The 22,778-nt window shown below is 70.9% G+C and carries 16 protein-coding genes; 6 read left to right on the top strand and 10 right to left on the bottom strand.

Annotated features, from left to right (window positions below):
* Positions 1–283: 283 nt before the first annotated feature.
* A complete protein-coding gene (locus ACG0Z3_RS10850; protein ID WP_394397499.1) occupies positions 284–778 on the bottom strand; it encodes a Rossmann-fold NAD(P)-binding domain-containing protein in 495 nt (164 codons plus the stop codon).
* A gap of 231 nt (positions 779–1,009) precedes the next feature.
* Here ACG0Z3_RS10850 and ACG0Z3_RS10845 point away from each other — a divergent pair, with 231 nt between their 5' ends.
* The 3 genes from ACG0Z3_RS10845 to ACG0Z3_RS10835 are packed head-to-tail and all read left to right on the top strand — an operon-like array spanning position 1,010 to position 5,282.
* On the top strand, positions 1,010–1,804 hold the full coding sequence (locus ACG0Z3_RS10845; RefSeq protein ID WP_394397498.1) for a Crp/Fnr family transcriptional regulator: 795 nt from the start codon (positions 1,010–1,012) through the stop codon (positions 1,802–1,804).
* 37 nt (positions 1,805–1,841) lie between these two features.
* A complete protein-coding gene (locus tag ACG0Z3_RS10840; protein ID WP_394397497.1) occupies positions 1,842–3,644 on the top strand; it encodes a putative bifunctional diguanylate cyclase/phosphodiesterase in 1,803 nt (600 codons plus the stop codon).
* A gap of 33 nt (positions 3,645–3,677) precedes the next feature.
* Positions 3,678–5,282 carry a methyl-accepting chemotaxis protein gene (locus tag ACG0Z3_RS10835; RefSeq protein ID WP_394397496.1) on the top strand — a complete coding sequence of 535 codons (1,605 nt, stop codon included), beginning with the start codon at positions 3,678–3,680 and terminating at the stop codon, positions 5,280–5,282.
* On the opposite strand, the gene ACG0Z3_RS10830 is transcribed toward ACG0Z3_RS10835, so the two are convergent.
* The 8 genes from ACG0Z3_RS10830 to ACG0Z3_RS10795 all read right to left on the bottom strand — a co-directional run bounded on the left by ACG0Z3_RS10830 (position 5,279) and on the right by ACG0Z3_RS10795 (position 15,359).
* The gene (locus ACG0Z3_RS10830) at positions 5,279–7,342 is read right to left on the bottom strand and encodes a PAS domain S-box protein (RefSeq protein WP_394397495.1); all 2,064 of its coding nucleotides are present in this window, start codon (positions 7,340–7,342) and stop codon (positions 5,279–5,281) included. The two genes, ACG0Z3_RS10835 and ACG0Z3_RS10830, sit on opposite strands and share 4 nt — an antisense overlap.
* Positions 7,339–8,127, bottom strand: coding sequence for a response regulator (locus ACG0Z3_RS10825; RefSeq protein WP_394397494.1), 789 nt, complete (start codon positions 8,125–8,127; stop codon positions 7,339–7,341). Before ACG0Z3_RS10825 ends, ACG0Z3_RS10830 begins: the two co-directional genes overlap by 4 nt.
* 117 nt (positions 8,128–8,244) lie before the next feature.
* Complete coding sequence (locus ACG0Z3_RS10820) at positions 8,245–10,785, bottom strand: ATP-binding protein (protein WP_394397493.1); 2,541 nt, start codon at positions 10,783–10,785, stop codon at positions 8,245–8,247.
* Positions 10,786–10,788: 3 nt separating this feature from the next.
* The gene (locus tag ACG0Z3_RS10815) at positions 10,789–11,592 is read right to left on the bottom strand and encodes an ABC transporter substrate-binding protein (protein ID WP_394397492.1); all 804 of its coding nucleotides are present in this window, start codon (positions 11,590–11,592) and stop codon (positions 10,789–10,791) included.
* Between the two features lie 19 nt (positions 11,593–11,611).
* On the bottom strand, positions 11,612–12,307 hold the full coding sequence (locus ACG0Z3_RS10810; RefSeq protein WP_394397512.1) for an HD-GYP domain-containing protein: 696 nt from the start codon (positions 12,305–12,307) through the stop codon (positions 11,612–11,614).
* 74 nt (positions 12,308–12,381) lie between these two features.
* Positions 12,382–12,753 (bottom strand): response regulator transcription factor, encoded by a 372-nt coding sequence (locus ACG0Z3_RS10805; RefSeq protein WP_394397511.1) that lies wholly within the window; start codon positions 12,751–12,753, stop codon positions 12,382–12,384.
* 251 nt (positions 12,754–13,004) lie between these two features.
* Positions 13,005–13,733, bottom strand: coding sequence for a response regulator (locus ACG0Z3_RS10800; protein WP_394397491.1), 729 nt, complete (start codon positions 13,731–13,733; stop codon positions 13,005–13,007).
* 228 nt (positions 13,734–13,961) lie between these two features.
* Positions 13,962–15,359: an ATP-binding protein gene (locus ACG0Z3_RS10795; protein ID WP_394397490.1), complete on the bottom strand. Its 1,398-nt coding sequence runs from the start codon at positions 15,357–15,359 to the stop codon at positions 13,962–13,964.
* Positions 15,360–15,464: 105 nt separating this feature from the next.
* On the opposite strand from ACG0Z3_RS10795, the gene ACG0Z3_RS10790 reads away from it, so the two are divergent.
* The 3 genes from ACG0Z3_RS10790 to ACG0Z3_RS10780 all read left to right on the top strand — a co-directional run bounded on the left by ACG0Z3_RS10790 (position 15,465) and on the right by ACG0Z3_RS10780 (position 21,281).
* Positions 15,465–16,670 carry an efflux RND transporter periplasmic adaptor subunit gene (locus tag ACG0Z3_RS10790; RefSeq protein ID WP_394397489.1) on the top strand — a complete coding sequence of 402 codons (1,206 nt, stop codon included), beginning with the start codon at positions 15,465–15,467 and terminating at the stop codon, positions 16,668–16,670.
* 85 nt (positions 16,671–16,755) lie between these two features.
* Positions 16,756–19,902: an efflux RND transporter permease subunit gene (locus ACG0Z3_RS10785; protein WP_394397488.1), complete on the top strand. Its 3,147-nt coding sequence runs from the start codon at positions 16,756–16,758 to the stop codon at positions 19,900–19,902.
* Positions 19,899–21,281, top strand: coding sequence for an efflux transporter outer membrane subunit (locus ACG0Z3_RS10780; RefSeq protein WP_394397487.1), 1,383 nt, complete (start codon positions 19,899–19,901; stop codon positions 21,279–21,281). Before ACG0Z3_RS10785 ends, ACG0Z3_RS10780 begins: the two co-directional genes overlap by 4 nt.
* A gap of 492 nt (positions 21,282–21,773) precedes the next feature.
* On the opposite strand, the gene ACG0Z3_RS10775 is transcribed toward ACG0Z3_RS10780, so the two are convergent.
* Entirely contained in the window at positions 21,774–22,538 is a 765-nt protein-coding gene (locus tag ACG0Z3_RS10775) for a LamG-like jellyroll fold domain-containing protein (RefSeq protein WP_394397486.1), read from the bottom strand.
* Positions 22,539–22,778 lie beyond the last annotated feature (240 nt).

Below are 22,778 nucleotides of genomic sequence, written 5' to 3'. Positions count from 1 at the left end.
CTGGCGCACAACCTGATGCGCATGGTCAAGATCGCGCCGCAGTTGATCGGTGTGGGCGCAGGTGCGTCCGCAATGACCCAGGCGGCTGCATAAGAGGCTCGAAGTGAGAAATCGTCCTGAATCCCCCTCAACTGCGCGCCGAACAGTCGCTGGCAGCGATCAAATGCTTCTCAGGCTCTGAGGCCATGCCGCGACGCCGCCTCGACCGGCTGCTTGCGCCACAGTCGGTCGCCGTCTTCGCCGCCACCATCTGGCGCAGCCGGCGCGCTGACGCCCTACCGCGCTACAGCAGCGTGGCCAGCAACATGGCCTGCACCAACCAGCAGCGCCGCTGCGCCAGCGGGGCGGGATCGACCCAGTCGCCCGCCAGCTTGGCCAGCCCGTGCGAGGCGCCGGCCAGGCCATCGAACACCGGCAGGTTGCCAGCGGCCGCGAGCTGGTCGACCACCGCTGCCCCCAGGCCCTGGCATTCCACGGCCTCGTACAGCCGACCCAGCAGGCGGCCGATGTCATCCAGCTGTTGCGCGCCATCGCCCGGCTCGGGCGGCGCGATCAGCGCGACGTAGGCCCCCAGGCCACGCGCAGCGCGCAAGAACAGCTGCGCGTCTTCGCCATCGGGCGTCACGCTCATGAGGCCCAGCCGCCGCCCCTGCAGCACCTGTTCGAACCGCAACGGCAGGCGCTGCAGATCGCCAGCACGCTGCAGCAGGGACTGGGCCAAAGGCTGTGCTGGGCGGTCGACAGCCGCCGGACGGCCCTGCCTGGGAGCGGGAAGCATGTTGCGGCCTTCAGTCGCGTCGTTGTAATGCGTACAGCCTAGTGAGGCGCCCAGCCAAAACCTTGACGCTGATCAAGGACACGGGACGCGGGCATGGTCAGATACAAGTACGCACGGCCCGTTTACCGTTCGTTTGCATTTCGTTGACGCAGCGTCACCGTCCGACGCCTGGCATTGCCACGGCATTTGCAGCGCCTGCCTAAGCTGAAGTCATTCCTTCAGGAGATGGTGATGCACCGCAGCGACCTCTACGCTTCTTCCACGGCAGCCCAGGGCGGCGCGCTGGCCGGGCTGGCCATGGCCACGCCGGCCAGCCAGCACGCCGAGGCACGGCTGAACGGCCAGCGCATCGCCGAGGCGCTGCGCCTGCTGAGCACCACGGTCGACGTGCAGCGGCGCATCGTCCGCGCCGGCGACACGGTTTACCAGACCGGCCAGCGCTTCAGCCACCTGTACATCCTGAACTCCGGCATCTTCAAGCTGCTGAGCCTGTCGGCCGACGGCCGCGAGCAGGTGGTGGGGCTGAAGTTCCGCGGCGACTGGATGGGCTTCGCCGGCATTGCCAAGGGCCACTACGCCTGCGACGCGGTGGCCATGGACACGGGCGAGGTCTGGGCCATCCGCTACGACACGCTGCTGGCAGCCTGCGCTCGGCAACCCGAGCTGATGGTGCTGCTGCACGAGGCGATGAGCGCCGAGATCGTGCGCGAGCGCGAGTCCGTGCTGTCGCTCTGCACGCTGCCGGCCGACGCCCGAGTGGCCGACTTCATCAGCTACTGGGCCGACAGTCTGGCCAGCCGCGGGCTGCGCACCGACCAGATCACGCTGTGCATGACGCGTGCCGAGATCGGCAACTACCTGGGCCTGACGCTGGAGACGGTGAGCCGGGCGCTGTCCAAGCTGGTGCGCGAGCGGCTCATCAGCTTTGCGCAGAAGGGCCGGCGCGACATCAGCATCCCGGACATCGGCCTGCTGAGGTCCTATGCCCAGCGCGGCCAGACCGCCGCCGGCCACACGCTGCAGTAAGGCGGCGCAGCTCCACGGCACGGCCCGGCAGGCTCGCATGACGGAATCGCTGCAGCCCCTCGGCCGTCTGCGCCCCGGCGCGCCCTTCGCACCGGCGGCGGTCGGCGCGGACAACGGCGTCCGGCGCCACGACCTCTCACATTGGCAACAGTGGGCCACGGCCTTCGAGCACATCCGAGACGGCGTGATGATCACGGACGCCGCCTGCCGCATCCAGACCGTCAACGCGGCCTTCAGCGCCATCACCGGCTACAGCGCCACCGAGGTGGCCGGCCAGACGCCGCGCCTGCTGCAGTCCGGCAAGCACGCACCGGGCTTCTACCGCGAGATGTGGGCCGCGCTGACGCTGAAGGACCACTGGCAGGGCGAGATCTGGAACCGCCGCAAGAACGGTGAGGTCTACCCCGAACTGCTGACGCTGAATGCGGTGCGCGACGCAGACGGGATCGTGACGCACTACGTCGGCGTGTTCACCGATGTCTCGCACAGCAAGAGCACCGAGGCCCAGCTGGAGCGGCTGGCCCACTACGACCCGCTGACCGAGCTGCCCAACCGCGTGCTGCTGCAGGCGCGGCTGGAGCAGATGCTGCTGCGCGCGCGGCGCCGCGATGCGACGACGGCCGTGCTCATCATCGACCTGGACGGCTTCAAGACCGTCAACGACAGCCTGGGCCACCCGGCCGGCGACGAACTGCTGGTGCGCGTGGCCGGGCGGCTGTTGGCCTGCCTGCACGCCGACGACCTGCTGGGCCGGCTGGGCGGCGACGAATTCATGGTGGTACTGGAAGACTGCGGCTCGCCGGAGGCCGTGGCCCGGCTGGCCCATGAGCTGCTCGCCACACTGGCCGCCGCCGTGCCGCTGAGTTGTGGCCAGCCGGTCTATGTGACGGCCAGCATCGGCATCAGCCTGCACCCGGTGGACGGCAGCCTGGGCCTAGTGGAGTTGCTGCGCGACGCCGACACGGCGCTCTACCGCGCCAAGGAGGAGGGGCGCAACCGCTTCTGCTTCTACACCAGCAACATGAACGCCCAGGCCCTAGCCAAACTGGACGTGGAGGCCGCGTTGAGCCGGGCGCTGGAGCGCGGGGAACTGCTGCTGCACTACCAACCCAAGGTGGACGGTGCCAGCGGCCGCATCATCGGCGCCGAGGCGCTGCTGCGCTGGAACCGCAATGGCAGCGGCCTGGTGCCACCCGGGCACTTCATCCCCATCGCCGAGCAGAGCTGCCTGATCCAGCACATCGGCGCCTGGGTCATCGACGAGGCCTGCCGCCAGATCCGCACCTGGCTCGACGCCGACACACCCGTCGTGCGCGTGGCGGTCAACGTGGCTGCGCGGCAGTTCGCCGCCGGTGACCTGGACCAGGTGGTGGCCGGCGCGCTGCAGCGCCACGGCGTCGACCCGCAGTGGCTGGAGATCGAGATCACCGAGGGCATGCTGATCACCGACCCGCAGGGCGCCACGCTGATGCTCATGCGCATCAAGGCGCTGGGCGTGAAGCTGTCGCTGGACGACTTCGGCACCGGCTTCTCCAGCCTGGCCTACCTGCAGCACTTCCCGCTGGACGCGCTCAAGATCGACCAGTCCTTCACGCGCCGCATCGGTGAGCAGCCCGACGGCGCTGCGCTGGTGGACGCCATCATTGCGCTGGCCCACCGCCTGCACCTGCGGGTCGTCGCCGAGGGCGTCGAGACCGAGCTGCAACGAGGCTACCTGCAGCAGCAGGGCTGCGATGAGTTGCAGGGTTACCACTTCGGCCGCCCGGGGCCCGCTGCGGCCCTGCGCCAGCAGCTGATCGACCAGAACCGGGCGCCCGCCACACCGCCCCGCTCACCTTGACCTGACCAGCCGTCCGCACGACAAGGAGAAGACATGCGCAGCAACCTGCCCGTGACCCAGAGCGAGTACCTGCTGCCCGCGGGCCGCAACCTGGTCTCCACCACCGACCTCAAGGGCCGCATCCTGCATTGCAACGCGGCCTTCGTGGAGGCCAGTGGCTTCACGCGCGACGAGTTGCTGGGCCAGCCGCACAACCTCATTCGCCACCCGGACATGCCGGAGGAGGCCTTCCGCGACATGTGGGCCACCATCGCCACCGGCCAGCCCTGGTCGGGCGTGGTCAAGAACCGCCGCAAGGACGGTGACCACTACTGGGTCAAGGCCAACGTCACGCCGCTGCTGGAAGGCGGCCGGCCGGTGGCCTACCTGTCGGTGCGCTCGCGGCCGGAGCGGGCCGACGTGCAGGCCGCCGAGGCGCTGTACGCCGTCATGCGGGACGAGAAGCAGGCCGGGCGGCTGATCCACACGCTCGAAGGCGGCCGCCTGCGCCGCGGTGGCTGGGCAGGGCGGGCAGGCCAGGTCTTGCGCGCGCGGCCGTGGCTGAGCCACCTGCCCGGCTATGCCGTCATCGGCGGCGCGGGCGTGCTGCTCGCCAGCCTGCCGTGGTGGGCCGCAGCGGCCGGTGTGCTCGGCACGGCGGCCGGCGCCGCCTGGCTGACGCAGTGGCGGCTGCGCCAGGGCATGGGCCAGATCGAGGACTATGCGAACGGCCTCGCGGCCGGCGACCTCAGCCAGGACCTGCGCCCCTCCGGTGCACCGCACGGCCGCCGCCTGGAGCGGGCGCTGGCGCAACTGGCGGTCAACATGCGGGCGCTGGTGTCCGACACCGCAGCCGAACTGGACCACATGAATCAGGTCAGCCGCGAGATCGCGCAGGGCAACCAGAACCTGGCGCAGCGCACCGAGTCCCAGGCCGCCAGCCTGGAGGAGGCCGCCGCCAGCATGGAGCAGATCACCGCCACCGTGAAGCAGAGCACCGACACGACCCACGTCGCCAGCGGCGTGGCCGGCCAGCTCAGCGACGTGTCACGGCGCAGTGCGGCGGTCGTGCATGCCGTGACCGAGACCATGGGCGGCATCACGCGCTCGTCGCAGAAGATCGGCGACATCGTGCAGGTCATCGAGAGCATCGCCTTCCAGACCAACATCCTGGCGCTGAACGCGGCCGTCGAGTCGGCCCGCGCCGGCGAGCACGGCCGGGGCTTCGCGGTGGTGGCCGGCGAGGTGCGTGCGCTGGCCCAGCGCAGCTCGGTCGCGGCGCGCGAGATCAAGCAGCTCATCGCCGCCTCCACGGAACAGGTGCAGGCGGCGGAGCAGCAGTCGGCCCATGCCCGCGCCAGCATCGACACCACGCTGCAATCCGTCGAGGCCTTCACCACGCTGATAGGCGACATCGACCGCGGCGCCCAGGAGCAGCTGCTGGGCATCTCGCAGATGCACGAGGTCATCCAGCAGATGGACGGCTTCACGCAGCAGAACGCCGGCCTGGTGCAGCAGCTGGCCGGCGCGGCGCAGCAGGTGCTGGCGCAGTCGGAGGAAGTGGGCGCCGCGCTGCGCGTGTTCAGGCTGCAGGCCGGCCAGTCCCGCGCGCCGCTGCCGGACGCCGTGGAACTGCGCCGCGCGGCGCGCCAGGCCTAGGCGGCCCGCGCCAGCGTGCTGGCGATCGCCTGTGCCAGCTGGCTGCGACTGTAGGGCTTGGGCAGCAGCTCCCAGTCGGCCGGCGACTCGCGGTCGGCATCCAGCAGCTCGGCCGAGAAGCCCGACATCAGCAGCACCGCCAGCCCGGGCAGGCGCTGCTGCGCGACGCGGGCCAGCTCGGTGCCGCGCATGCCGGCCCCCAGCGCGATGTCGCTGATGAGCAGCTCGAAATCGGCCTCGGGCGTCAGCAGCGTCAGCGCCTGCTCGGCGCTCGCGCAGATGCGAAAGCTGCAGCCAAGGTGCGTCAGGAAGTGCTGCGCCACCTCGCGCACCTCGGCGTCGTCCTCCACCAGTAGCACGCGTAGGCCGGCGGGCACGCCGTCGCCCTCGGCCTCCTCATCGGCCGCCGCCGCCTGCGCGCCGCCGGGCACTGGCAGGTACAGGCTGATGGTGGTGCCCTGCCCGGTGACGCTGTCCAGCGACACGGCGCCGCGGGACTGCTTGACGAAGCCGTACACCGCGCTCAGGCCCAGCCCGGTGCCGCGACCGACCTGCTTGGTCGTGAAGAAGGGCTCGAAGGCCCGCTCCTTGACGCTCTCGGGCATGCCGGTGCCGGTGTCTGCCACCGAGATGCAGATGAACTCCCCGTCGCCCAGCTCCTCGCGCAGTCGCGCGCCCAGCGCGGGCAGGTCGGCCACTGCCGCGCGGAAGCCGAGGCGGCCGCCGTCCAGCATGGCGTCGCGCGCGTTAATGGCGATGTTGAGCAGCGCAGCCTCCAGTTGGCCGGGGTCGGCAAGCACCGGCGGGCAGCCAGGCTCGACCTCCACGTCGATGCGGATGCGCTGGTCAAGCGTGCGCCGCAGCAACTCAGCCAGCGGGTTCAACAGGGCCGGCACCTCGACGGCGCTGGGCTGCAGCACCTGCCGGCGCGAGAAGGCCAGCAGCTTGCCGGTCAGCTCGGCGCCGCGCCTCGAGGCGCGCATGGCCGCGCCCACCAGCTGCTGGCCCACGGCGTCCTGCGCCAGCGCCGGTAGCTCCTCCAGCACCTGCAGGTTGCCCTGGATGACGGTCAGCAGGTTGTTGAAGTCGTGCGCGATGCCGCCGGTCAGCTGGCCTACGCTCTCCAGGCGCTGGGCGTGATTGAGCGCCTCCTCGGTCTGAGCCCGCTGCAGGCTGGTGCCCAGCAGGCTGGCCAGCGACTCCAGGAAGCGCTGCTCCTCGTCACCGAAGCGCCGGGGCTGGCGCGAGCGCACCTTCAGTGCCCCGATGACGCGGCTGCGGTCCAGCAGCGGCACGGTCATGCTGCTGGTCAGGCCCGCCTCCAGGATCTCGGGCGACGCGGCGAAACGCAGGTCGGCCCGGCCATCCTCGACGACGACCGGCCGCCCCTGTGCCATCACCAGGCCCAGCGGCGTGTCGCTGCGCGGCGCCAGCGTGGCGCCCGGCGCCTCGGCGGCCAGCAGCCCCACGCCACCGGCCACGCGCAGCTCCAGCCCGTTGCTCTCCAGCAGCAGCACCAGCGCCGTGTCCACCTCCAGCGCCTCGGCCGCGAGGACGGGCACGCGCTGAATCAGCTGCTGCGGGTCGCGTGCGTCCACGGCCAGCCGGCCCAGCTGCGCCACATGCTCGCTGTAGCGCGCACGCTGCAGCGCCTGCTTCACGCGCGGGTACTCGGCGATGTCGCGGATGGCTGCCACCACAAAGGGCAGGCCATGGTCCTGCAACGGGCTGAGGGCGATCTCCACCATCGCCTCGGAGCCATCGCGACGGCGCGCCACCAGCGCCATCTGCGTGCCCATGGGGCGCGTGCGCGGGGCCGCAGCGTAGGCCTGGCGGTAGGCGGCATGGCGCTGGCGGATGCCATCCGGCACCAGCGCGTCGACGCTGCTGCCGACGAGCTCGTCCACCGCATAGCCCAGCAGGCTAGCCGCCATCGGGTTGGCCATCGCGATGCGGCCGCCCGAGTCCACCAGCAGCAGGCCGTCCGGGTAGGCCGAGAACAGCGAGCGGAAGACCGTGCTGTCGTCCAGGCCCGGGGGCAGGAGCGTCGACGCGCTCATGACGACGCCCGCAGCGCGCGGGGCGTGGCCGACACCGCCGGCGTGAACAGATAGCCGGCGCTGCGCACCGACTTGATGATCTGGGCCGTGGGCGCCTGCGGCTCCAGCTTCTTGCGCAGGCGGCCGACCTGCACGTCGATGGTGCGGTCAAAGGGCCCGGCCTCGCGGCCTCGCGTCTGCGACAGCAGGAAGTCGCGCGACAGCACGCGCCCCGGATGCTGGGCAAAGATCTGCAGCAGGTCGAACTCGCCGGCCGTCAACACGACCTCCTGGCCCTGTGCGTCCGTCAGCCGGCGGGCCGACAGGTCCAGCCGCCAGCCGTCGAAGCTCAGGCACTCGCGTGCCGCCTCGGGCGCGGCCTGGCCGGCCAGCGCCGGTACCGCCGGCCGCTCGGTCACGGACTCGGGCGCCTGGGGCGGCGCCAGCCGGCGCAGCACGGCGCGGATGCGGGCGAGCAGCTCGCGCAGGTCGAAGGGCTTGGTCACGTAGTCGTCGGCGCCCACTTCCAGCCCGACGACTTTGTCGACCGCATCGCCGCGCCCCGTGATGATGACCAGCCCGCAGCGCCAGTGCTCGCGCAGCTGGCGGGCGATGGCCAGGCCATCCTCGCCGGGCAGGCCCAGGTCGAGCAGCACGAGCTCGGGTGGGTCGGTGGCCAGCGTCTCCATCAGGGCGCGGCCCGAGGGCAGCGGCGTGACGCGGAAACCATGGGACGACAGGTAATGCGCCAGCAGCTCGGTGATGGCGGCTTCGTCGTCGACGACGGCGATGTGCTGGGAAGTCAAGGGTGAGGCGCGGCGGTCGCGTGATGGATCTCAACCCCATTTTGTAGCCTAACCGCGTGGCTCCGGCCGCACCCAGGCGACGCGAACACCGCGCCGGGGTCCGGAGGGCCGGGGTGCTCAGAAGGTGGAGTCCAGCTGCGAATCGCCCGACGGGCGCTGCGGCAGCTGGATGCGGAACACCGCCCCGCCGTCGGCCCGGTTGTCGGCGGAGATGCGGCCGCCGTGCACGTCGATGATCTTGCGGCAGATGGCCAGCCCCAGGCCCGTGCCGCCGGAGCCATCCTTGGTTTTGCTGGACTGCACGAAGGCATCGAAGATGGTCTCGATCTCGGCCGGCGGGATGCCCGGGCCGCGATCGGCCACGCTGAGCCAGACCTCGCCGTCGGCCGCCTCGCCCGCCTGCACTTCCAGTTGCCCGCCCTCGGGCGAGAACTTGATGGCATTGGCCACGACGTTGCGGATGGCCTGCTGCATGCGCAGCGGATCGACCTTGACGCGCAGCGACTGCTCGGGCAGCGCCACCGACAGGCGCAGCCGGCGCTTGCCCACCAGCGGTGCCAGCTCGCGCAGTACGGCGTTCACGAGTGTGCGCAGGTCGCAGCGCTCCAGGTCGAAGGTGCCGACGGCGCTCTCGATCTTGGAGACGTCCAGCAGGTCGTTCACCAGGGCCAGCATGCGCTGCCCGGAGTTGTGGATGTCGTTGAACATGCCGGCCAGGCGCGGGTTGTCCAGGCCACGCGTGTAGCCCAGCTCCGAGAAGCCGAGGATGGCCTGCAGTGGCGTGCGCAGCTCGTGGCTGATGTTGGCGACGAACTCGGACTTGGAGCGCGAGGCTTCCTCGGCGGCATCGCGGGCCTCGCGCGTGGCGCGCTCGGCGTCGCGGAACTCGCTGACGTCCATCAAGGTGCACAGGATGCCGGCGGGCTGGCCGTCCTCGCCGGGCACCAGCACCTTGGTGACCACCATGTCGCGCAGGGAGCCGTTGCGATGCTGCACGCGCGTCTCGTAGCGCAGCCGGCCACCGCGCGCCATCAGCTCGGCGTCCTGGTCGGCATGCAGGGACGCGGCCTCGGGAGGCAGGAAATGGCCCACCGGCGTGCCCACCACCTGCGCGCGCGTGCGGCCGACGAACTCCTCCCAGGCCTGGTTCACCATGACGTAGCGGCCTGCGGCGTCGAACATGGACACCGGCAGCGGGCTGATCTCCTGCAGCAGCCCGGTGAACGCCAGCTGGTGCTGCAGCTGCTGCTCGGCCGCCACGCGCTCGCTGACGTCGACCGCGCTGCCGGCAAAGCCGACGACCTGCCCGTTCTTGAAAAGAGGCACCGCCGCGAGCAGGAAATGGCGCGGCCGCGCATCGGCGGCGGGAATGCAGACCTGCGCCTGGCGCACGCCCGAGCGGTCGTCTGCGCGGAACAGCGCGGCCGTGCGCGCCCGGTCGGCAGCGATGACGAGATCGTGCAGGTACCGGCCCCGGGCCTGCTCCAGCGGCTCGTCGCTGATGGCGGCCCAGCGCGCATTGACGAAGGTGATGGCGCCGCCCGCATCGGTGCGGAAGATGACCTCCTGCACGCTCTTGAGCAGCACGCTCAGTTCGCGCTCGCGCAGCGCCACCTGCTCGTGGGCCCCGTCCAGCGCGCTCCGCGCGCGTTCACGTGAGTTCATGGCCCGCAGCAGCGTCATCGCGCCGCCGGCAATGGCCAGCAGCACCAGCACGCCGGCCGCGGCCAGCCATCGCACCCGCTCGTACCAGGTCTGCAGCGCGGTCACGACCGCCAACTCCACCGTGACCACCAGCGGCCGCGTGCGCGAGGCGCGGAACGCCACCACCTGCGGGCCGGCGCGCAGGCCCTTGCCGATGTACTGGCCATGCTCGCGCGCGGGCAGCCAGCTGTCGAAGATGGGGTGGCCCTCGATGCGGCGCCCGGGCGCCACCGGCAGCCGGTCGTTGGCGGCGATCAGCTGGCCGTCGAAGCCGGCCAGGGCCGCCACGCCGTCGTCCCCCGACAGCGCCACCTGCTGGAAGTTGGCGAGCACGCCCGGGTTGATCAGCGCTACCAGCAGCAGCTTCTGGCCGCCCGGGCCGCGCAGCATGCGCAGCAGCGGCAGCATGTCCACGCCGGCGGGCGGGCGCGCGGCCGCGCCGACGGCCAGGTCGGCCAGGTCGGCCAGGCTGCGCCCATGCAGCAGCGGCAGCAACATGTCGTGGTGTTCGCGCGGCGCGCTGCCCAGCCGGGCCAGGTCGATGCGCAGGCCGCGTTCCTCGGGGATGGAGCTGGCGAGCACGACGCCCTGCTCGTCCAGCACCGCCGCACCGCGCAGGTAGGGCAGGCTGGCCAGCAGCGTCTGGCTCATCAGCGATTGCAGCCGGGCCGGCTCGGCGGAGGGCTGGCGGGCGATGGCCTCGCCCAGCGTCTGCAGCACCAGCGAGGCCGAGCCGATGGTGCGGGTGACATGCTCCTCCAGCGTGCGGCTGATGAGCTCGGCGCGGGCCTGGGCGTTCTCCAGCGTCTCGCGGCGTTCGAACTCGGCCAGGCCGGCCAGTGCAGCGAGCACGCCCACCGCCACCAGCGCGGCCAGCGCCTTGGCCAGGAACTGCGCGCGGCCCAGCGTCGGGCGCTCCGCGCCCGTGCCCCCCTGCTGGCTGTTCCGGCCCATGCCTCAGCGCGGCACGACGATGTCGGCCAGGCCGTGGCGGCGGGCTGCAGCGAGCAGGCGGCCGTCGCGCTTGATGCCCGCAACGAACTCGTCGAGCCGGGCCAGCCAGCGGGCGTCGCCGCGCTTGACGGCATAGCCGTAGGGCAGCACGTGGAAGGGCTTGGCCGGCGCCACCAGGCGGGCCCAGTCGGCGTTGTCCAGCAGCCGCCGGCTGTAGGGGTAGTCGGTCATGAACACGTCCACCCGCCCCGCTTCCAGCTCCTGCTCGCGCGTGGCGGGCGGGCGCACCACCACCAGGCGGGCCTGCTTGAGCGCGTCACGCATGACCGGCTCCATGAAGGTGCCGGCCTGCACGGCGACGACGACGCCGGGCTGGTCGATGTCGCTCCACTGCCGCACGCCGAGGTTGGCGCGCGTCGTCACCCCGTAGATGTCGCTCTGCAGGTAGGGCTGCGTGAAATCCAGTGCCTCCTTGCGGCTGGGCAACATGCCCACGGCGAACATCGCGACGTCGCAGCGCCCGCCATTCACATCGGCCACAAGCTGCGGGAAGGAGGAGTCCACGTACTCCACGGCCACGCCCAGCTCCCGCGCCAGCTCGGCGGAGAGGTCGATGTCGATGCCCGTGAGCTGCTGCGTGCGCGGGCTGCGGAAGGTGATGCCGTAGTAGTCGGGCCAGATGCACACCTGCAGCTTGCCGCGTGCGCGCACGCGCTCCAGCGTCTGCGCCCCGGCGCTGGCCGCGGCCACGCCCAGACAGGCCGCCAGGGCCATGCCGGCAAGCCGGCCAAACAGCGTCATCGCCATGCGTCTTCCCCTTCCTTGTTCAGTCCACAGCGGCCAGCTGCTCGAAGCTGGGTGTCTGCCGGTTGATGCGTTCGCGCAATTCAATGAGGCTGGCGGCCTGGGCGACGAAGGTGTCGACCACCCAAGGATCGAAGGCCACGCCGCGCTGCTCGGCCAGCATGCCCAGTGCCACCTCGTCGGCGAAGGCCTTGCGGTAGCAGCGGTCCATGGTCAGCGCGTCGAAGAAATCCACCACCGAGACGATGCGGCCCGACAGCGGGATGGCCTGGCCGGCCAGCCCGCCGGGATAGCCCGAGCCGTCCCAGCGCTCATGATGCGTCAGCGCCACCTCGGCAGCCAGCTGGAACAGCGGCACGCGCGAGCGGCCCAGGATGTCAGCGCCCATCTGCGGGTGCTGGTTCATCACCTGGCGCTCCTCGGGCGTGTAGCCGCCGGGCTTCTTCAGGATGGCATCAGGAATGCCGATCTTGCCCACGTCGTGCATGGGCGCAGCGCAGCGCAGCATGCGTGCCCACGCGGCCGGCTGGCCCAGCGCCAGCGCCAGCGCCTCGGCCAGGTAGCCGATGCGCGCCATGTGCACACCGGTGTCGTCGTCGCGGAAGTCTGCGGCCCGGGCCAGCTTCAGCAGCACCTCCTGGTGGGCCCGCGTGACCTCGCGCAGGGCCTCGTTGCGCTCGTGGTACATCTGGCGCAGGTCCAAGACGATGCGCTCCATCTGCGCCGCAGCGGCCGCGTCGAAGCTGTGCGTCGCCTCCGCAGGACGGTCCGCGACCGGGCTGCCCCTGCCCGTCACGCCGCGGCCCAGAGCTGGGCGATGCCGTTGATCAGCTGCAGCGGGCTGAAGGGCTTGACCAGGTAGGTGTCGGCCCCCGCCTGCAACCCGGCCTCGCGGTCGCTGGCATGCCCGCGCGCGCTCAGCATGATCACGCGCGGCCCGCTGGCCGTGGCGCCCGCCCGCAAGCGCCGGCAGACCTCCAGGCCGTTCACCGGCCCCGGCATCATCACGTCCAGCAGCACCAGGTCCGGCTGCATGGCCTGCGCCACCCGCAGCGCGCTCTCGCCGTCCGCGGCTTCCTCGATGGCGTAGTCCTCGAACTCCAGCGTCATGCGGATCAGCCTGCGGATGTCCGCATGGTCATCGACGATCAGGATTTTCTTCATTGCCGCGCTTGCCGCCGTGGTTGCATCGGAGAAATTATCATTTATATCGATTAAAGCCAGCGAGCGCGCGACAAGAAAGCGCTGGCAAAACCGGGAAAGTTCCCGGAAAAGCGGCGACATCCAGCCAATCAGGCACGAGCCCATGCTTGCCTCACCAGGGCGAGCGCGCGGGATCTCGGGCGCCGGGCCGGCAGACCTCCCGCCAGCAGCACATTTTCATATCAAATATATCAATACGCCGCACGGTGCGTTCAAGCGTCGAAGCGGTAACCCACGCCGTAGATCGCGCGGATGCGGTCGGCGCCCGCGCCGGCCTGCTCCAGCTTGCGGCGCAGGTTCTTCACATGGCTGTCCACGGCCCGCTCGGTGACGGCGCGGCCGTCGTCGTGCAACAGCTCCAGCAACTGCGCGCGCGCGTAGACGCGCCCCGGCTGCCCGGCCAGCGTGCGCAGCAGGCGGAACTCGATGGGCGTGAGGTCCAGCGCCTGGCCCTGCCAGCTGGCGCGCCAGCCGGCGTCGTCAACCTGCAGCGGCGACGCTGCCTCGAGCGCGGCCACGGGCGATGCGGTTCCAGCGCGGCTGCGCCGCAGCACGGCCTTCACGCGCGCCATCACCTCGCGCGGGCTGAAGGGGTTCTTGGCGATGTAGTCATCGGCCCCCAGCTCCAGGCCCAGCAGCCTGTCGGCCTCGTCGGCGCGCGCAGTCAGCATCAGGATGGGCACGCTGCTGCGCGCACGGATTTCGCGGCACACGCTGAGCCCGTCCAGGCCCGGCAGCATGAGATCCAGCAGGATGAGATCGTGTCGGCGGGCCGTCCACGCCGGCAGCACGTCGCGGCCATCGGCCACGCACTCGGGCTCATGGCCGGCGGCGCGCAGGTAGTCGGCCAGCAGCGCGGCCAGGCGCGGCTCGTCCTCCACGACCAGCACGCGCGCCGGGCCGGTGTCCAGTGGCAACTGCGTGTCGGCACCCATGCTCATTCCCAACGCCTGCGGGCCGAGCGCCGGGCCGCCCCAAGCCCGCCCGACAGGCGATGGGCTTGCCGGTAGATACGAAAAGCATCGCCGCCCCCCTGGGGGCTGAGGCCGGACACATTGAGCCCAGTGGGCTCAATGTGTCTGCCGAAACGCTGCGGCGCACGCCTCGGCGTGGTCCCAGACCGGCCAGGCGCGCGTTCAGCGACACATGCCCAGACGAGGGGCTTGGTTTCACCCATGGCTGGGCAGCTCCACGCGCAGCCACAGCCCGCCCAGCGGCGAGGTACGCGCCTCGATGCGGCCCTCGTGCGCCTCAACGATGCGCTGGCAGATCGACAGCCCCAGCCCGGCCCCGCCGCTGCGGCGGTTGCGCGAAGCCTCGGTGCGGAAGAATCGCTCGAACAGCCGCGGCAGTTGCTCGGGCAGCACGCCGGGCGCGCTGTCCTGCACGTCGATGACAGCATGCCCACCCTCGCGCCGCGCGCTGATGCGCAGCGCGCCGCCGGCGTCGGTGTAGCGGCAGCTGTTCTCCAGCAGGTTGTTGAACAGCTGGCGCAGCCGGCGCTCGTCGCCGAAGGCGGGCAGCGGTTGCTCGGGCAGCGCCAGCTGCAGCGTCAGGCCGCTGCCCTGGATGCGCTCGCCGAAGGCGCCAGCCGTGCCGGCGATGAGCTCACGCAGGTCCAGGTCGGCCTTGCGGTAGGCCAGCGCGCCGACGTCGGCCAGCGACAGCTCGTACAGGTCGTCCACCAGCTTGTGCAGTGTGGACACCTCGCCCTTGAGCGCCCGCAGCGCGGCGCCGTCCAGGCGGCGCACGCCGTCCTCCAGCGCCTCCAGCTCGCCGTGCAGCACGCCCAACGGCGTGCGCAGCTCGTGCGAAACATCGGCCATGAACTCCCGCCGCATGGCCTCATTGCGTTGCAGCGTGTGGGCAAGTTGGTTGAAGTCGCGGCCCAGCTGGCCGATCTCGTCGTTGCGGCGGCCCTCGGCCACGCGGGTGGTGTAGTCCCCCGCGGCCAGGCGGTGCGTGGCCGCGGCCACGCGGCGCACTGGCTGCAGCAGCCGCCGCGAGGCCCAGAAGGCCACAGCCGCTGCCAGCAGCACCGCGCCGCCGCCCACACCCCAGGCCACCAGCGCCTGCGCGTCGGCAAAGCGCTTCTCGGCGCCGGAGCTGACCGACTCGAACGGCGTCAGCACCAGCCAGCCCACGGTCAGGCCGTCGACGACGATGGCGCGCTCGATGGCGTTGCTGGACGGCAGCGGGAAGCCGGCGATGCGCTGGCGGTCTGCGTCGAACAGCGTGAAGCGGCGCGTGGCGCCGGTCAGATCGGCCGGGCTGGTCTTGACGGCCGGCGCCTCGGCCTCGGGCAGGCGCGGACGCAGCAGCCAGCCCCACTGCGACGGCTGCTCGCGCAGGAAATCCCAGCTGTTGCCGTTCTCCACGTAGCCCGCGGCCACCGACACCCGCGCCAGCTCCAGCCGGTTCACGGCCTGCTCGTTCAGGTAGCCAAGGAAGTCGCGGTTCAGGTTGATCTGAGCCGAGACGCCCATGGCCAGCGCCACCGCCATCGCGGTGGCGAACACGGCGGCGAACAGCTTGGCGGCGAGGCTGAGGCGGGGCAGATGGAACATGACGAACGGCATGGTGCGCGAGAGCGGCGACGCGGGCAATGCATGGCGCAGTGCGGCGCAGGCCCTTCAAGCTCTCTCCACATTCTGCGGGCAGCATCTGCCCCCATGCGCAAGAACCTGCCTCTTCATCCCTTCGCCCTGGGCGCCGTCGCGGCCTCGCTGCTGCTGCTCGCGGGCTGCCAGAAGTCCGACGCCGATCAGGCCGCCAAACCCAAGGGCGGCGCGCCCGAGGTGGGCGTGGTCAGCGTCAGCACCGCCGACGCGCCGCTGGAGCTGGCCCTGCCCGGCCGACTCAGCGCCAGCCAGGTGGCCGAGATCCGGCCGCAGGTCACCGGGGTCGTGACCAAGCGCTTGTTCACCGAAGGCGCCACGGTCCGCGCTGGCCAGCCGCTGTACCAGCTGGACGACGCCAGCTTCGAGGCCGAGCGAGCCCGCACCGCCGCCGCGCTGCAGAAGACCGAGGCCCAGCTGGCCGCCGCCCGCACCAAGGCCGGCCGCGATGCCGAGCTGCTGAAGGCCGACGCCATCAGCCGCCAGACCGCCGACGACAGCGCCGCCGCGCTGCGCCAGGCCGAGGCCGACGTGGCCGTCGCGCGCGCCGCGCTGGACGCCGCCAAGGTGCAACTCGCCCGCGCTCGCATCACCGCGCCCATCGGCGGCCGAGTCGACATCTCGGCCGTCACGGCCGGGGCGCTGGTCACCGCCAACCAGACCACCGCGCTGACCACGGTGCAGCAGCTCGACCCCATGCAGGTGGACATCGTGCAGAGCAGCGCCGAGCTGCTGGCGCTGCGCCGCCAGCTGGAAGGCAAGAGCGGGAACAGCCAGATCCGGCTGCAGCTGGAGGACGGCAGCACTTACCCGCTGCCGGGCCAGCTGACGGTCAGCGGCGTGAGCGTGGACCGCGGCACCGGCGCCGTCACGCTACGAGCCAGCGTGCCCAACCCCAAGGGCCAGCTGCTGCCGGGCATGGTCGTCACGGCCCGGCTGCTGGCTGGCGTGGACCAGGGCGTCATCCTCGTGCCCCAGCAGGGCGTGAGCCGCTCGCCCACCGGCGACGCGACGGCGCTGGTGGTCGGCGAAGGCAACAAGGTGGAGCGCCGCCGGCTGAAGCTGGAACGCGCCGTCGGCAACCAGTGGCTGGTAACCGACGGCCTGAAGGTGGGCGACAAGCTCATCGTCGAGGGCTTGCAGCGCGCCCGGCCCAACCAGCCGGTCACGCCGGTGCCGGCCGGCTCCGCCCCGAAGAAGAAGGGCGACAAGCCCGCCGGTGCCGCCTCGGCCCCGGCGTCCCAGGCCAAGGGCAGCTGACATGACTCAACCCCCACTCTCGCTCACGCTCGCTGCCCCCCGAGGGGGCGCTCAGTGCCTTCGGGCGGCCGGGCGGCACTGAACCATGGCATCCTTCTTCATCGACCGGCCCATCTTTGCGTGGGTCATCGCCATCGTCATCATGCTGGCCGGCGCCGGTGCCATCCACAAACTGGCGCTGGAGCGCTACCCAGACATCGCGCCCACGCGCGTGTCCATCAACACCAGCTACCCCGGCGCATCGGCCAAGGCCATCGAGGACTCGGTCACGCAGATCGTCGAGCAGAGCCTCAAGGGCATTGACGGCCTGCTGTCCATCGAGTCCACCAGCAGCGCCACCGGAAGCGCCAGCACGACGCTGACCTTCGTGGCCGGCACCAATCCCGACACCGCCCAGGTGCAGGTGCAGAACAAGGTGCAGTCCATCATCAGCCGGCTGCCGCAAGCGGTGCAGGCACAGGGCGTGCGCGTCACGAAGTCGGGCACCGACTTCCTGATGATCGCCATGCTCACCAGCGACGACCCCAGCACCAGCTCCAGCGACCTGGGCGACTACCTGAACGCCACGCTGGTGGACGTGATCAGCCGCGTGGAGGGCGTAGGCGACGTCAACGTGTTCGGCTCCGGCTACGCGATGCGCGTCTGGCTGGACCCGCTCAAACTGCAGCGCTACAACCTCGTGCCCGGTGACATCCGCACCGCGCTGCAGCAGCAGAACACCGAGGTCTCGGCAGGACAGGTGGGCGCGCTGCCGGCGCCCGAGGGCCAGCGGCTCACCGCCATCATCACGGCCCGCTCCAAGCTCACGACGGCCGAGGAGTTCAAGGCCATCGTGCTGCGCGTGCAGGCCGACGGCTCGGCGCTGCGCCTGGGCGATGTGGCTCGCGTGGAACTCGGCCGCGACAGCTACACCACCAATGTGCGCTCCAGCGGCCGGCCAGCCGCCGGCCTGGCCATCTTCCCAGCTAGCGGCGCCAATGCGCTGGCCACGGGCGACGCGGTGAAGGCCAAGCTCAAGGAACTGGAGCCCTTCTTCCCGCCCGGCTACAAGGCCACGGTCACCTACGACACAACGCCCTTCATCCGCGTGTCCATCGAGGGCGTGGTGCAGACGCTGATCGAGGCCATCATCCTCGTCGTGGCCATCATGTATCTGTTCATGCAGAACCTGCGCGCCACGCTAATCCCTGCGATCGCCGTGCCCGTGGTGCTGCTGGGCACCTTCGGCGTGCTGGCGGTGGCCGGCTTCTCCATCAACTCGCTGACCATGTTCGGCCTGGTGCTGGCCATCGGCCTGCTGGTGGACGACGCCATCGTTGTCGTCGAGAACGTCGAGCGCCTGATGCGCGAGGAAGGCCTGTCGCCCAAGGAGGCCACGCGCCAGAGCATGAAGGAGATCACCGGCGCGCTGGTGGGCATCGCCGTCGTGCTGTCGGCGGTGTTCATCCCCATGGCCTTCTTCGGCGGGTCCACCGGCATCATCTACCGCCAGTTCTCCATCACCGTGGTCAGCGCGATGGTGCTGTCGGTGCTGGTGGCGATGACGCTGTCGCCCGCGCTGTGCGCCACCGTGCTCAAGCCGGTCGGCAAGGGTGAGCATGCGGCCCACACCGGCCCGCTGGGCAAGCCGCTGGACTGGTTCTTCGGCGGCTTCAACCGCCGCTTCGACGCCTTCACCGAACGCTATGTGCGCGGCGTCTCCTGGCTGACGCGCCGCGGCGTGCGCAGCTTCGCCGTCTACCTGGCCGTCATCGCCGGCATGGCCTGGATGTACAAGAGCCTGCCGACCTCATTCCTGCCGGACGAGGACCAGGGCGGCCTGCAGATCCAAGTGCGCATGGCGCCCGGCGCCACCAACGAGCGGCTGGAAGTGGTGATGCAGCAGCTGGAGGCCTACCTAGCCGAGCAGGACGTCGTGCTGTTCTACAACGTCGTGCGCGGCGCCGGTGGCGACCAGGGCTCGGGCCAGGGCTTCATCCGCCTGAAGGACTGGAAGGACCGCCCGCGCGCTGAGGAGGGCGCGGCCGCGCTGGCCGAGCGCTTCACGCGCGAGCTGGGCCGGCGCGTGCGCGACGCCAGCATCTTCATCGTCATGCCGCCCACCGTGCGCGGCCTGGGCGGCAGCGCCGGCATCCAGCTCTTCCTGCAGGACCTGGGCGGCCTGGGGCAGGACAAGCTCATCGAGGCGCGCGAGCAACTCATCGAGCTGGCCAACCAGCACCCCGAGCTCAGCCGAGCCCGCACCAACAGCCTGACCGAGACGCCGCAGCTGCAGATCAGCATCGACGACCACAAGGCCGGCGTGCTGGGCGTGCAGCCCAGCGTCATCAACGACACCATGTCCATCGCGCTGGGCGGGGCCTACGTGAACGACTTCATCGACCGCGGCCGCGTCAAGCGCGTGCTGGTGCAGGGCGACGCGGCATTCCGCGCCGACCCTGACGCCATCAAGCACTGGTACGTGCGCAACACCGCCGGGCAGATGGTGTCCTTCGCCGCCTTCGCCACCACCAAGTGGACCAACGGCCCGCGCCAGCTGGTGCGCTACAACGGCAGCTCGGCCTACGAGATGCAGGCCGACGTGCCTCCGGGCGTCAGCTCCGGTGCCGCCATGAAGGCCATGGAAGAGGTGCTGCGCGAACTGCCGCCGGGCATCGGCTACGAGTGGTCGGGCCGGTCCTACCAGGAGCGGCTGTCGGGCGACCAGGCGCCGCTGCTGTACGCGGTGTCGGTGCTGTTCATCTTCCTGTGCCTGGCCGCGCTGTACGAGAGCTGGTCGGTGCCGTTCAGCGTGATGCTGGTGGTGCCGCTGGGCATCTTCGGCGCGCTGATCGCCAGCCACCTCGGCGGGCAGAACAACGACGTGTTCTTCCAGGTCGGGCTGCTGACCACCGTGGGCCTGAGCGCCAAGAACGCCATCCTCATCGTGGAGTTCGCGCAGACGCTGATGCAGCAGGGCATGAGCCTGATCGACGCCACGCTGAAGGCCAGCCGCCAGCGCCTGCGCCCCATCCTCATGACCTCGCTGGCCTTCATGATGGGCGTGCTGCCGCTGGCCTACAGCAGCGGCGCCGGCTCCGGCTCGCAGCGTGCTATCGGCATCGGCGTGCTCGGCGGCATGGCCAGCGCCACAGTGCTGGGCATCTTCTTCGTGCCGCTGTTCTACCTGTGGGTGCGGCAGCGCTTCGTGCGCCAACCATCGGCAGCCGCGCAGGCGGGAGGCCAGGCATGAACAAGCAACATCTGACCCTGACCGCGCTGACCGCCGCCCTGCTGCTAGGCGGCTGCGCCAGCCTCGTGCCGGCCACCGACAAGCCCACGCCGCCGCTGCGCGAGGACTTCCGCGCCGCCGCCACGCCCTCACCCGCCACCGCCGCCGACGCGGCGCATGAATGGGACGCCTTCTTCACCGACGCGCGGCTGCGCCAGGTCGTCGGCATCGCGCTGGCGCAGAACCGCAGCTTGCGGGCCAGCGCGGCCGCCGTGGAGCGCGTGCGGGCGCAGTACCGCATCACGCAGGCCGACCGCATCCCCGACGCCAACGCCAGTGCCTCGGCAACGCGCGCGCAGGCTGCCGGTGGCAGCACCACCAGCAGCTACGCTGTCAACCTGGGCCTGGCCAGCTACGAGATCGACTTCTTCAACCACCTGGGCAGCCTTGAAGGCGCGGCCATGGCCCGCTACCTAGCCCAGCAGGAAACGCAGCGCAGCGCGCGGCTCAGCCTCGTCGCCGAGGCCAGCAACGCCTGGCTGACGCTGGCCGCCGAGCAGCAACGCCTGACGTTAGCCCGGCAACTGCGCGACAGCCAGCAGCGCACGCTGGCGCTGACCACGCAGCGCCACCAGCTCGGTGCCGCCTCGGGGCTGGAGCTGGCGCGCGCGCAGACCGCCCACGAAGCAGCACGCGGCGAGGCCGCGCGCGCGCAGACCGCCGTCGCGCAGGCCCGGCTGCAGCTGGAACTGCTGGCCGGCCAGCCGCTGCCCGATAGCCTGCTGCCGGCCGCGCAGGACCTGGCCCCCGTGACCGCCCTACCCGCCCTGCCGCCGGGCTTGCCGGCCGATGTGCTGCTGCAGCGCCCCGACCTGCGAGCCGCCGAGCAGGCGCTGCAGGCTGCCGCCTTCGACGTGGGCGCGGCCCGCGCGGCACGCTTCCCGCGGCTCACGCTGACGGCCAGCGCCGGCACCCGCTCGCCGGAGCTGGACGGCCTGTTCCAGAGCGGCACCGGCTTCTGGAGCCTGGTGCCGCAGCTGGACCTGCCGCTGTTCGACGGTGGCGCGCGCGCCGCGCAGGTCGACGCCAACGAGGCCAGCCGCCGCCAGGCGCTGGCCAGCTACGAGGCGGCGCTGCAATCGGCCTTCCGCGAGGTGGCCGATGCGCTCGCCGTGCGCGACAGCCTGGCCGAACGGCTGCAGGCCCAGCAGGCCCAGGTGGCAGCAGCAGAGCTGGCACTGCGCCTGGCCGAGCAGAGCTACCGCCTGGGCGGCAGCAGCCAGCTGGACCTGCTGGACGCGCAACGCACGCTCGCCACAGCCCAGCAAGCGCTGGTGACGCTGCGCCAGACCGAGCAGGCCAACCGCGTCACGCTGCTGCGCGTGCTGGGCGGGCGGTAGTGCTCGCCAGTCCTTGCGCGGGCCGGCAGGCCGGCGCGGGGACGAGGCACGCGACGACATGTTGAGGCGCCAGGCGATGCCCGAAGCGTTGCGATTCGGGTCTGCGGCCTGTCCGGGTGGTCGAGGTCACGCTTGCGCCCGATTGCCCAATTTCGACTGGCCGGCAAGTCGGCCGGTATGCAGCGATTGCTGTACTCCGCGTCTTCAAGTCGGACTCACACTCGGGGACCTGAATCAGTCACCGGGTCACGAGTCGAAGATTCAAGCGCCGAAAGCTACACATCAAAGCGACGATCTGCGCTGAACAGCGCCTGCATCCTCGATGCCGCGAAGTAGAAGCATCGCGACGCGCTGGCGAGGGCCGGCCTGGTCGACCTGGCGAAGTGAGCCTGGCTTTCGCCGCACGACGCAGTGTTCGCCGGCCATGAAAAAGCCCCGTCTTGGCGGGGCTTCCCAGGATCTGAGTGACCTTGCCACCCAGGCGTGGCGGGCTCAGGCGCGGCGGCGGCGGGCGGCGCCCAGGCCCAGCAGTGCGAGGCCCACGAGGCCCAAGCTGGCCGGCTCCGGCACGGTGCCGCCGCTGGCCACGCCGCAGGCGGCCGGATCGGCGGTCTGCAGGCAGCGGGCTTCGGTGGCGGAGAGGACGCCGTCGAAGAAGCGGATGCGGTCGACAAAGCCCGCCGAGGCCTCGTTGGGCACTGGAAGGTCGTCACGGAAGAAATTGACGGTCTCATTCGCCGTACTGAACACCGCATCGCCGGCCGTGTCGAGCAGGCTGAGTACCGAAGCACCGTTTGCATAGACATTGAACATGTCGGTGGCGTCGTCGCGCGTGATGATGATGTTCACCATCTGCCCCGGAGCGAACAGGCCGCTGCCGGTGGTGTACGGGTAGAAGGCGATGGCGCCGCTCAGGTTGTACAGGCCGGTGTCGGTGCTGCGCTCCTTGAAGTCGATGATCCGGCGCCAGCTGCCGATCTCGTCGAAGCTGAATGCCATCTCGATCGAGTAGTTGGCCGCATTGAAGCTGCCATTGGTCAATTGCAGGCCGGAGTTCTTCGGGAAGCTGAAGCCGGTGGCGCCGATCGTGCCATCGGTGCCGCCGGCATTGATCGCCACGAGGCTGGGGCCACCCAGGGCATCGGCCAGCGTGCCGTTCAGGGTGTAGTCGTGCATCAGCACGGGGGCGGCGAGCGCCGAGCTAGCGAGGCCAAGGGCGAGGCTGGCGGCGGCGAAAAGGCGGTTAAAGCGCGTCATGGAGGACCTGCGTTCGGAAATTTCAGGGCGCAACGACCCTTGCGCGGCGCTGCAGTCAGCAGTAAGCACGATTCAGGCCTGGCTTTTTCTTCATATAAATCATGGACTTGCAGCGTCCACTGCGGACTCCAGCCCAGGCAGTGTCAACGCTGCCGACACCCCCAGTCAGGGGGGAGGGGGCTGCGTCAGAGCATCGCCACCAGCGGCGAGCCTGTCGGCTTGAGCGTGCCAGCTGTTGGC

The organism is Pelomonas margarita, from assembly GCF_043555875.1.
GTDB classification, from domain to species: domain Bacteria; phylum Pseudomonadota; class Gammaproteobacteria; order Burkholderiales; family Burkholderiaceae_C; genus Pelomonas; species Pelomonas margarita.
This window is presented reverse-complemented; position numbering and strand designations above follow the sequence as displayed.

Excerpts from the sequence above, each read along its gene's own strand:
- ACG0Z3_RS10845 (WP_394397498.1), top strand. The coding sequence starts at position 1,010 with ATGCACCGCAGCGACCTCTACGCTTCTTCCACGGCAGCCCAGGGCGGC.
- ACG0Z3_RS10850 (WP_394397499.1), bottom strand. The coding sequence starts at position 778 with ATGCTTCCCGCTCCCAGGCAGGGCCGTCCGGCGGCTGTCGACCGCCCA.
- ACG0Z3_RS10785 (WP_394397488.1), top strand. The coding sequence starts at position 16,756 with ATGGCATCCTTCTTCATCGACCGGCCCATCTTTGCGTGGGTCATCGCC.
- ACG0Z3_RS10810 (WP_394397512.1), bottom strand. The coding sequence starts at position 12,307 with ATGGAGCGCATCGTCTTGGACCTGCGCCAGATGTACCACGAGCGCAAC.
- ACG0Z3_RS10835 (WP_394397496.1), top strand. The coding sequence starts at position 3,678 with ATGCGCAGCAACCTGCCCGTGACCCAGAGCGAGTACCTGCTGCCCGCG.
- ACG0Z3_RS10840 (WP_394397497.1), top strand. The coding sequence starts at position 1,842 with ATGACGGAATCGCTGCAGCCCCTCGGCCGTCTGCGCCCCGGCGCGCCC.
- ACG0Z3_RS10815 (WP_394397492.1), bottom strand. The coding sequence starts at position 11,592 with ATGGCGATGACGCTGTTTGGCCGGCTTGCCGGCATGGCCCTGGCGGCC.
- ACG0Z3_RS10780 (WP_394397487.1), top strand. The coding sequence starts at position 19,899 with ATGAACAAGCAACATCTGACCCTGACCGCGCTGACCGCCGCCCTGCTG.
- ACG0Z3_RS10775 (WP_394397486.1), bottom strand. The coding sequence starts at position 22,538 with ATGACGCGCTTTAACCGCCTTTTCGCCGCCGCCAGCCTCGCCCTTGGC.
- ACG0Z3_RS10795 (WP_394397490.1), bottom strand. The coding sequence starts at position 15,359 with ATGTTCCATCTGCCCCGCCTCAGCCTCGCCGCCAAGCTGTTCGCCGCC.
- ACG0Z3_RS10830 (WP_394397495.1), bottom strand. The coding sequence starts at position 7,342 with ATGAGCGCGTCGACGCTCCTGCCCCCGGGCCTGGACGACAGCACGGTC.
- ACG0Z3_RS10820 (WP_394397493.1), bottom strand. The coding sequence starts at position 10,785 with ATGGGCCGGAACAGCCAGCAGGGGGGCACGGGCGCGGAGCGCCCGACG.
- ACG0Z3_RS10805 (WP_394397511.1), bottom strand. The coding sequence starts at position 12,753 with ATGAAGAAAATCCTGATCGTCGATGACCATGCGGACATCCGCAGGCTG.
- ACG0Z3_RS10790 (WP_394397489.1), top strand. The coding sequence starts at position 15,465 with ATGCGCAAGAACCTGCCTCTTCATCCCTTCGCCCTGGGCGCCGTCGCG.
- ACG0Z3_RS10800 (WP_394397491.1), bottom strand. The coding sequence starts at position 13,733 with ATGAGCATGGGTGCCGACACGCAGTTGCCACTGGACACCGGCCCGGCG.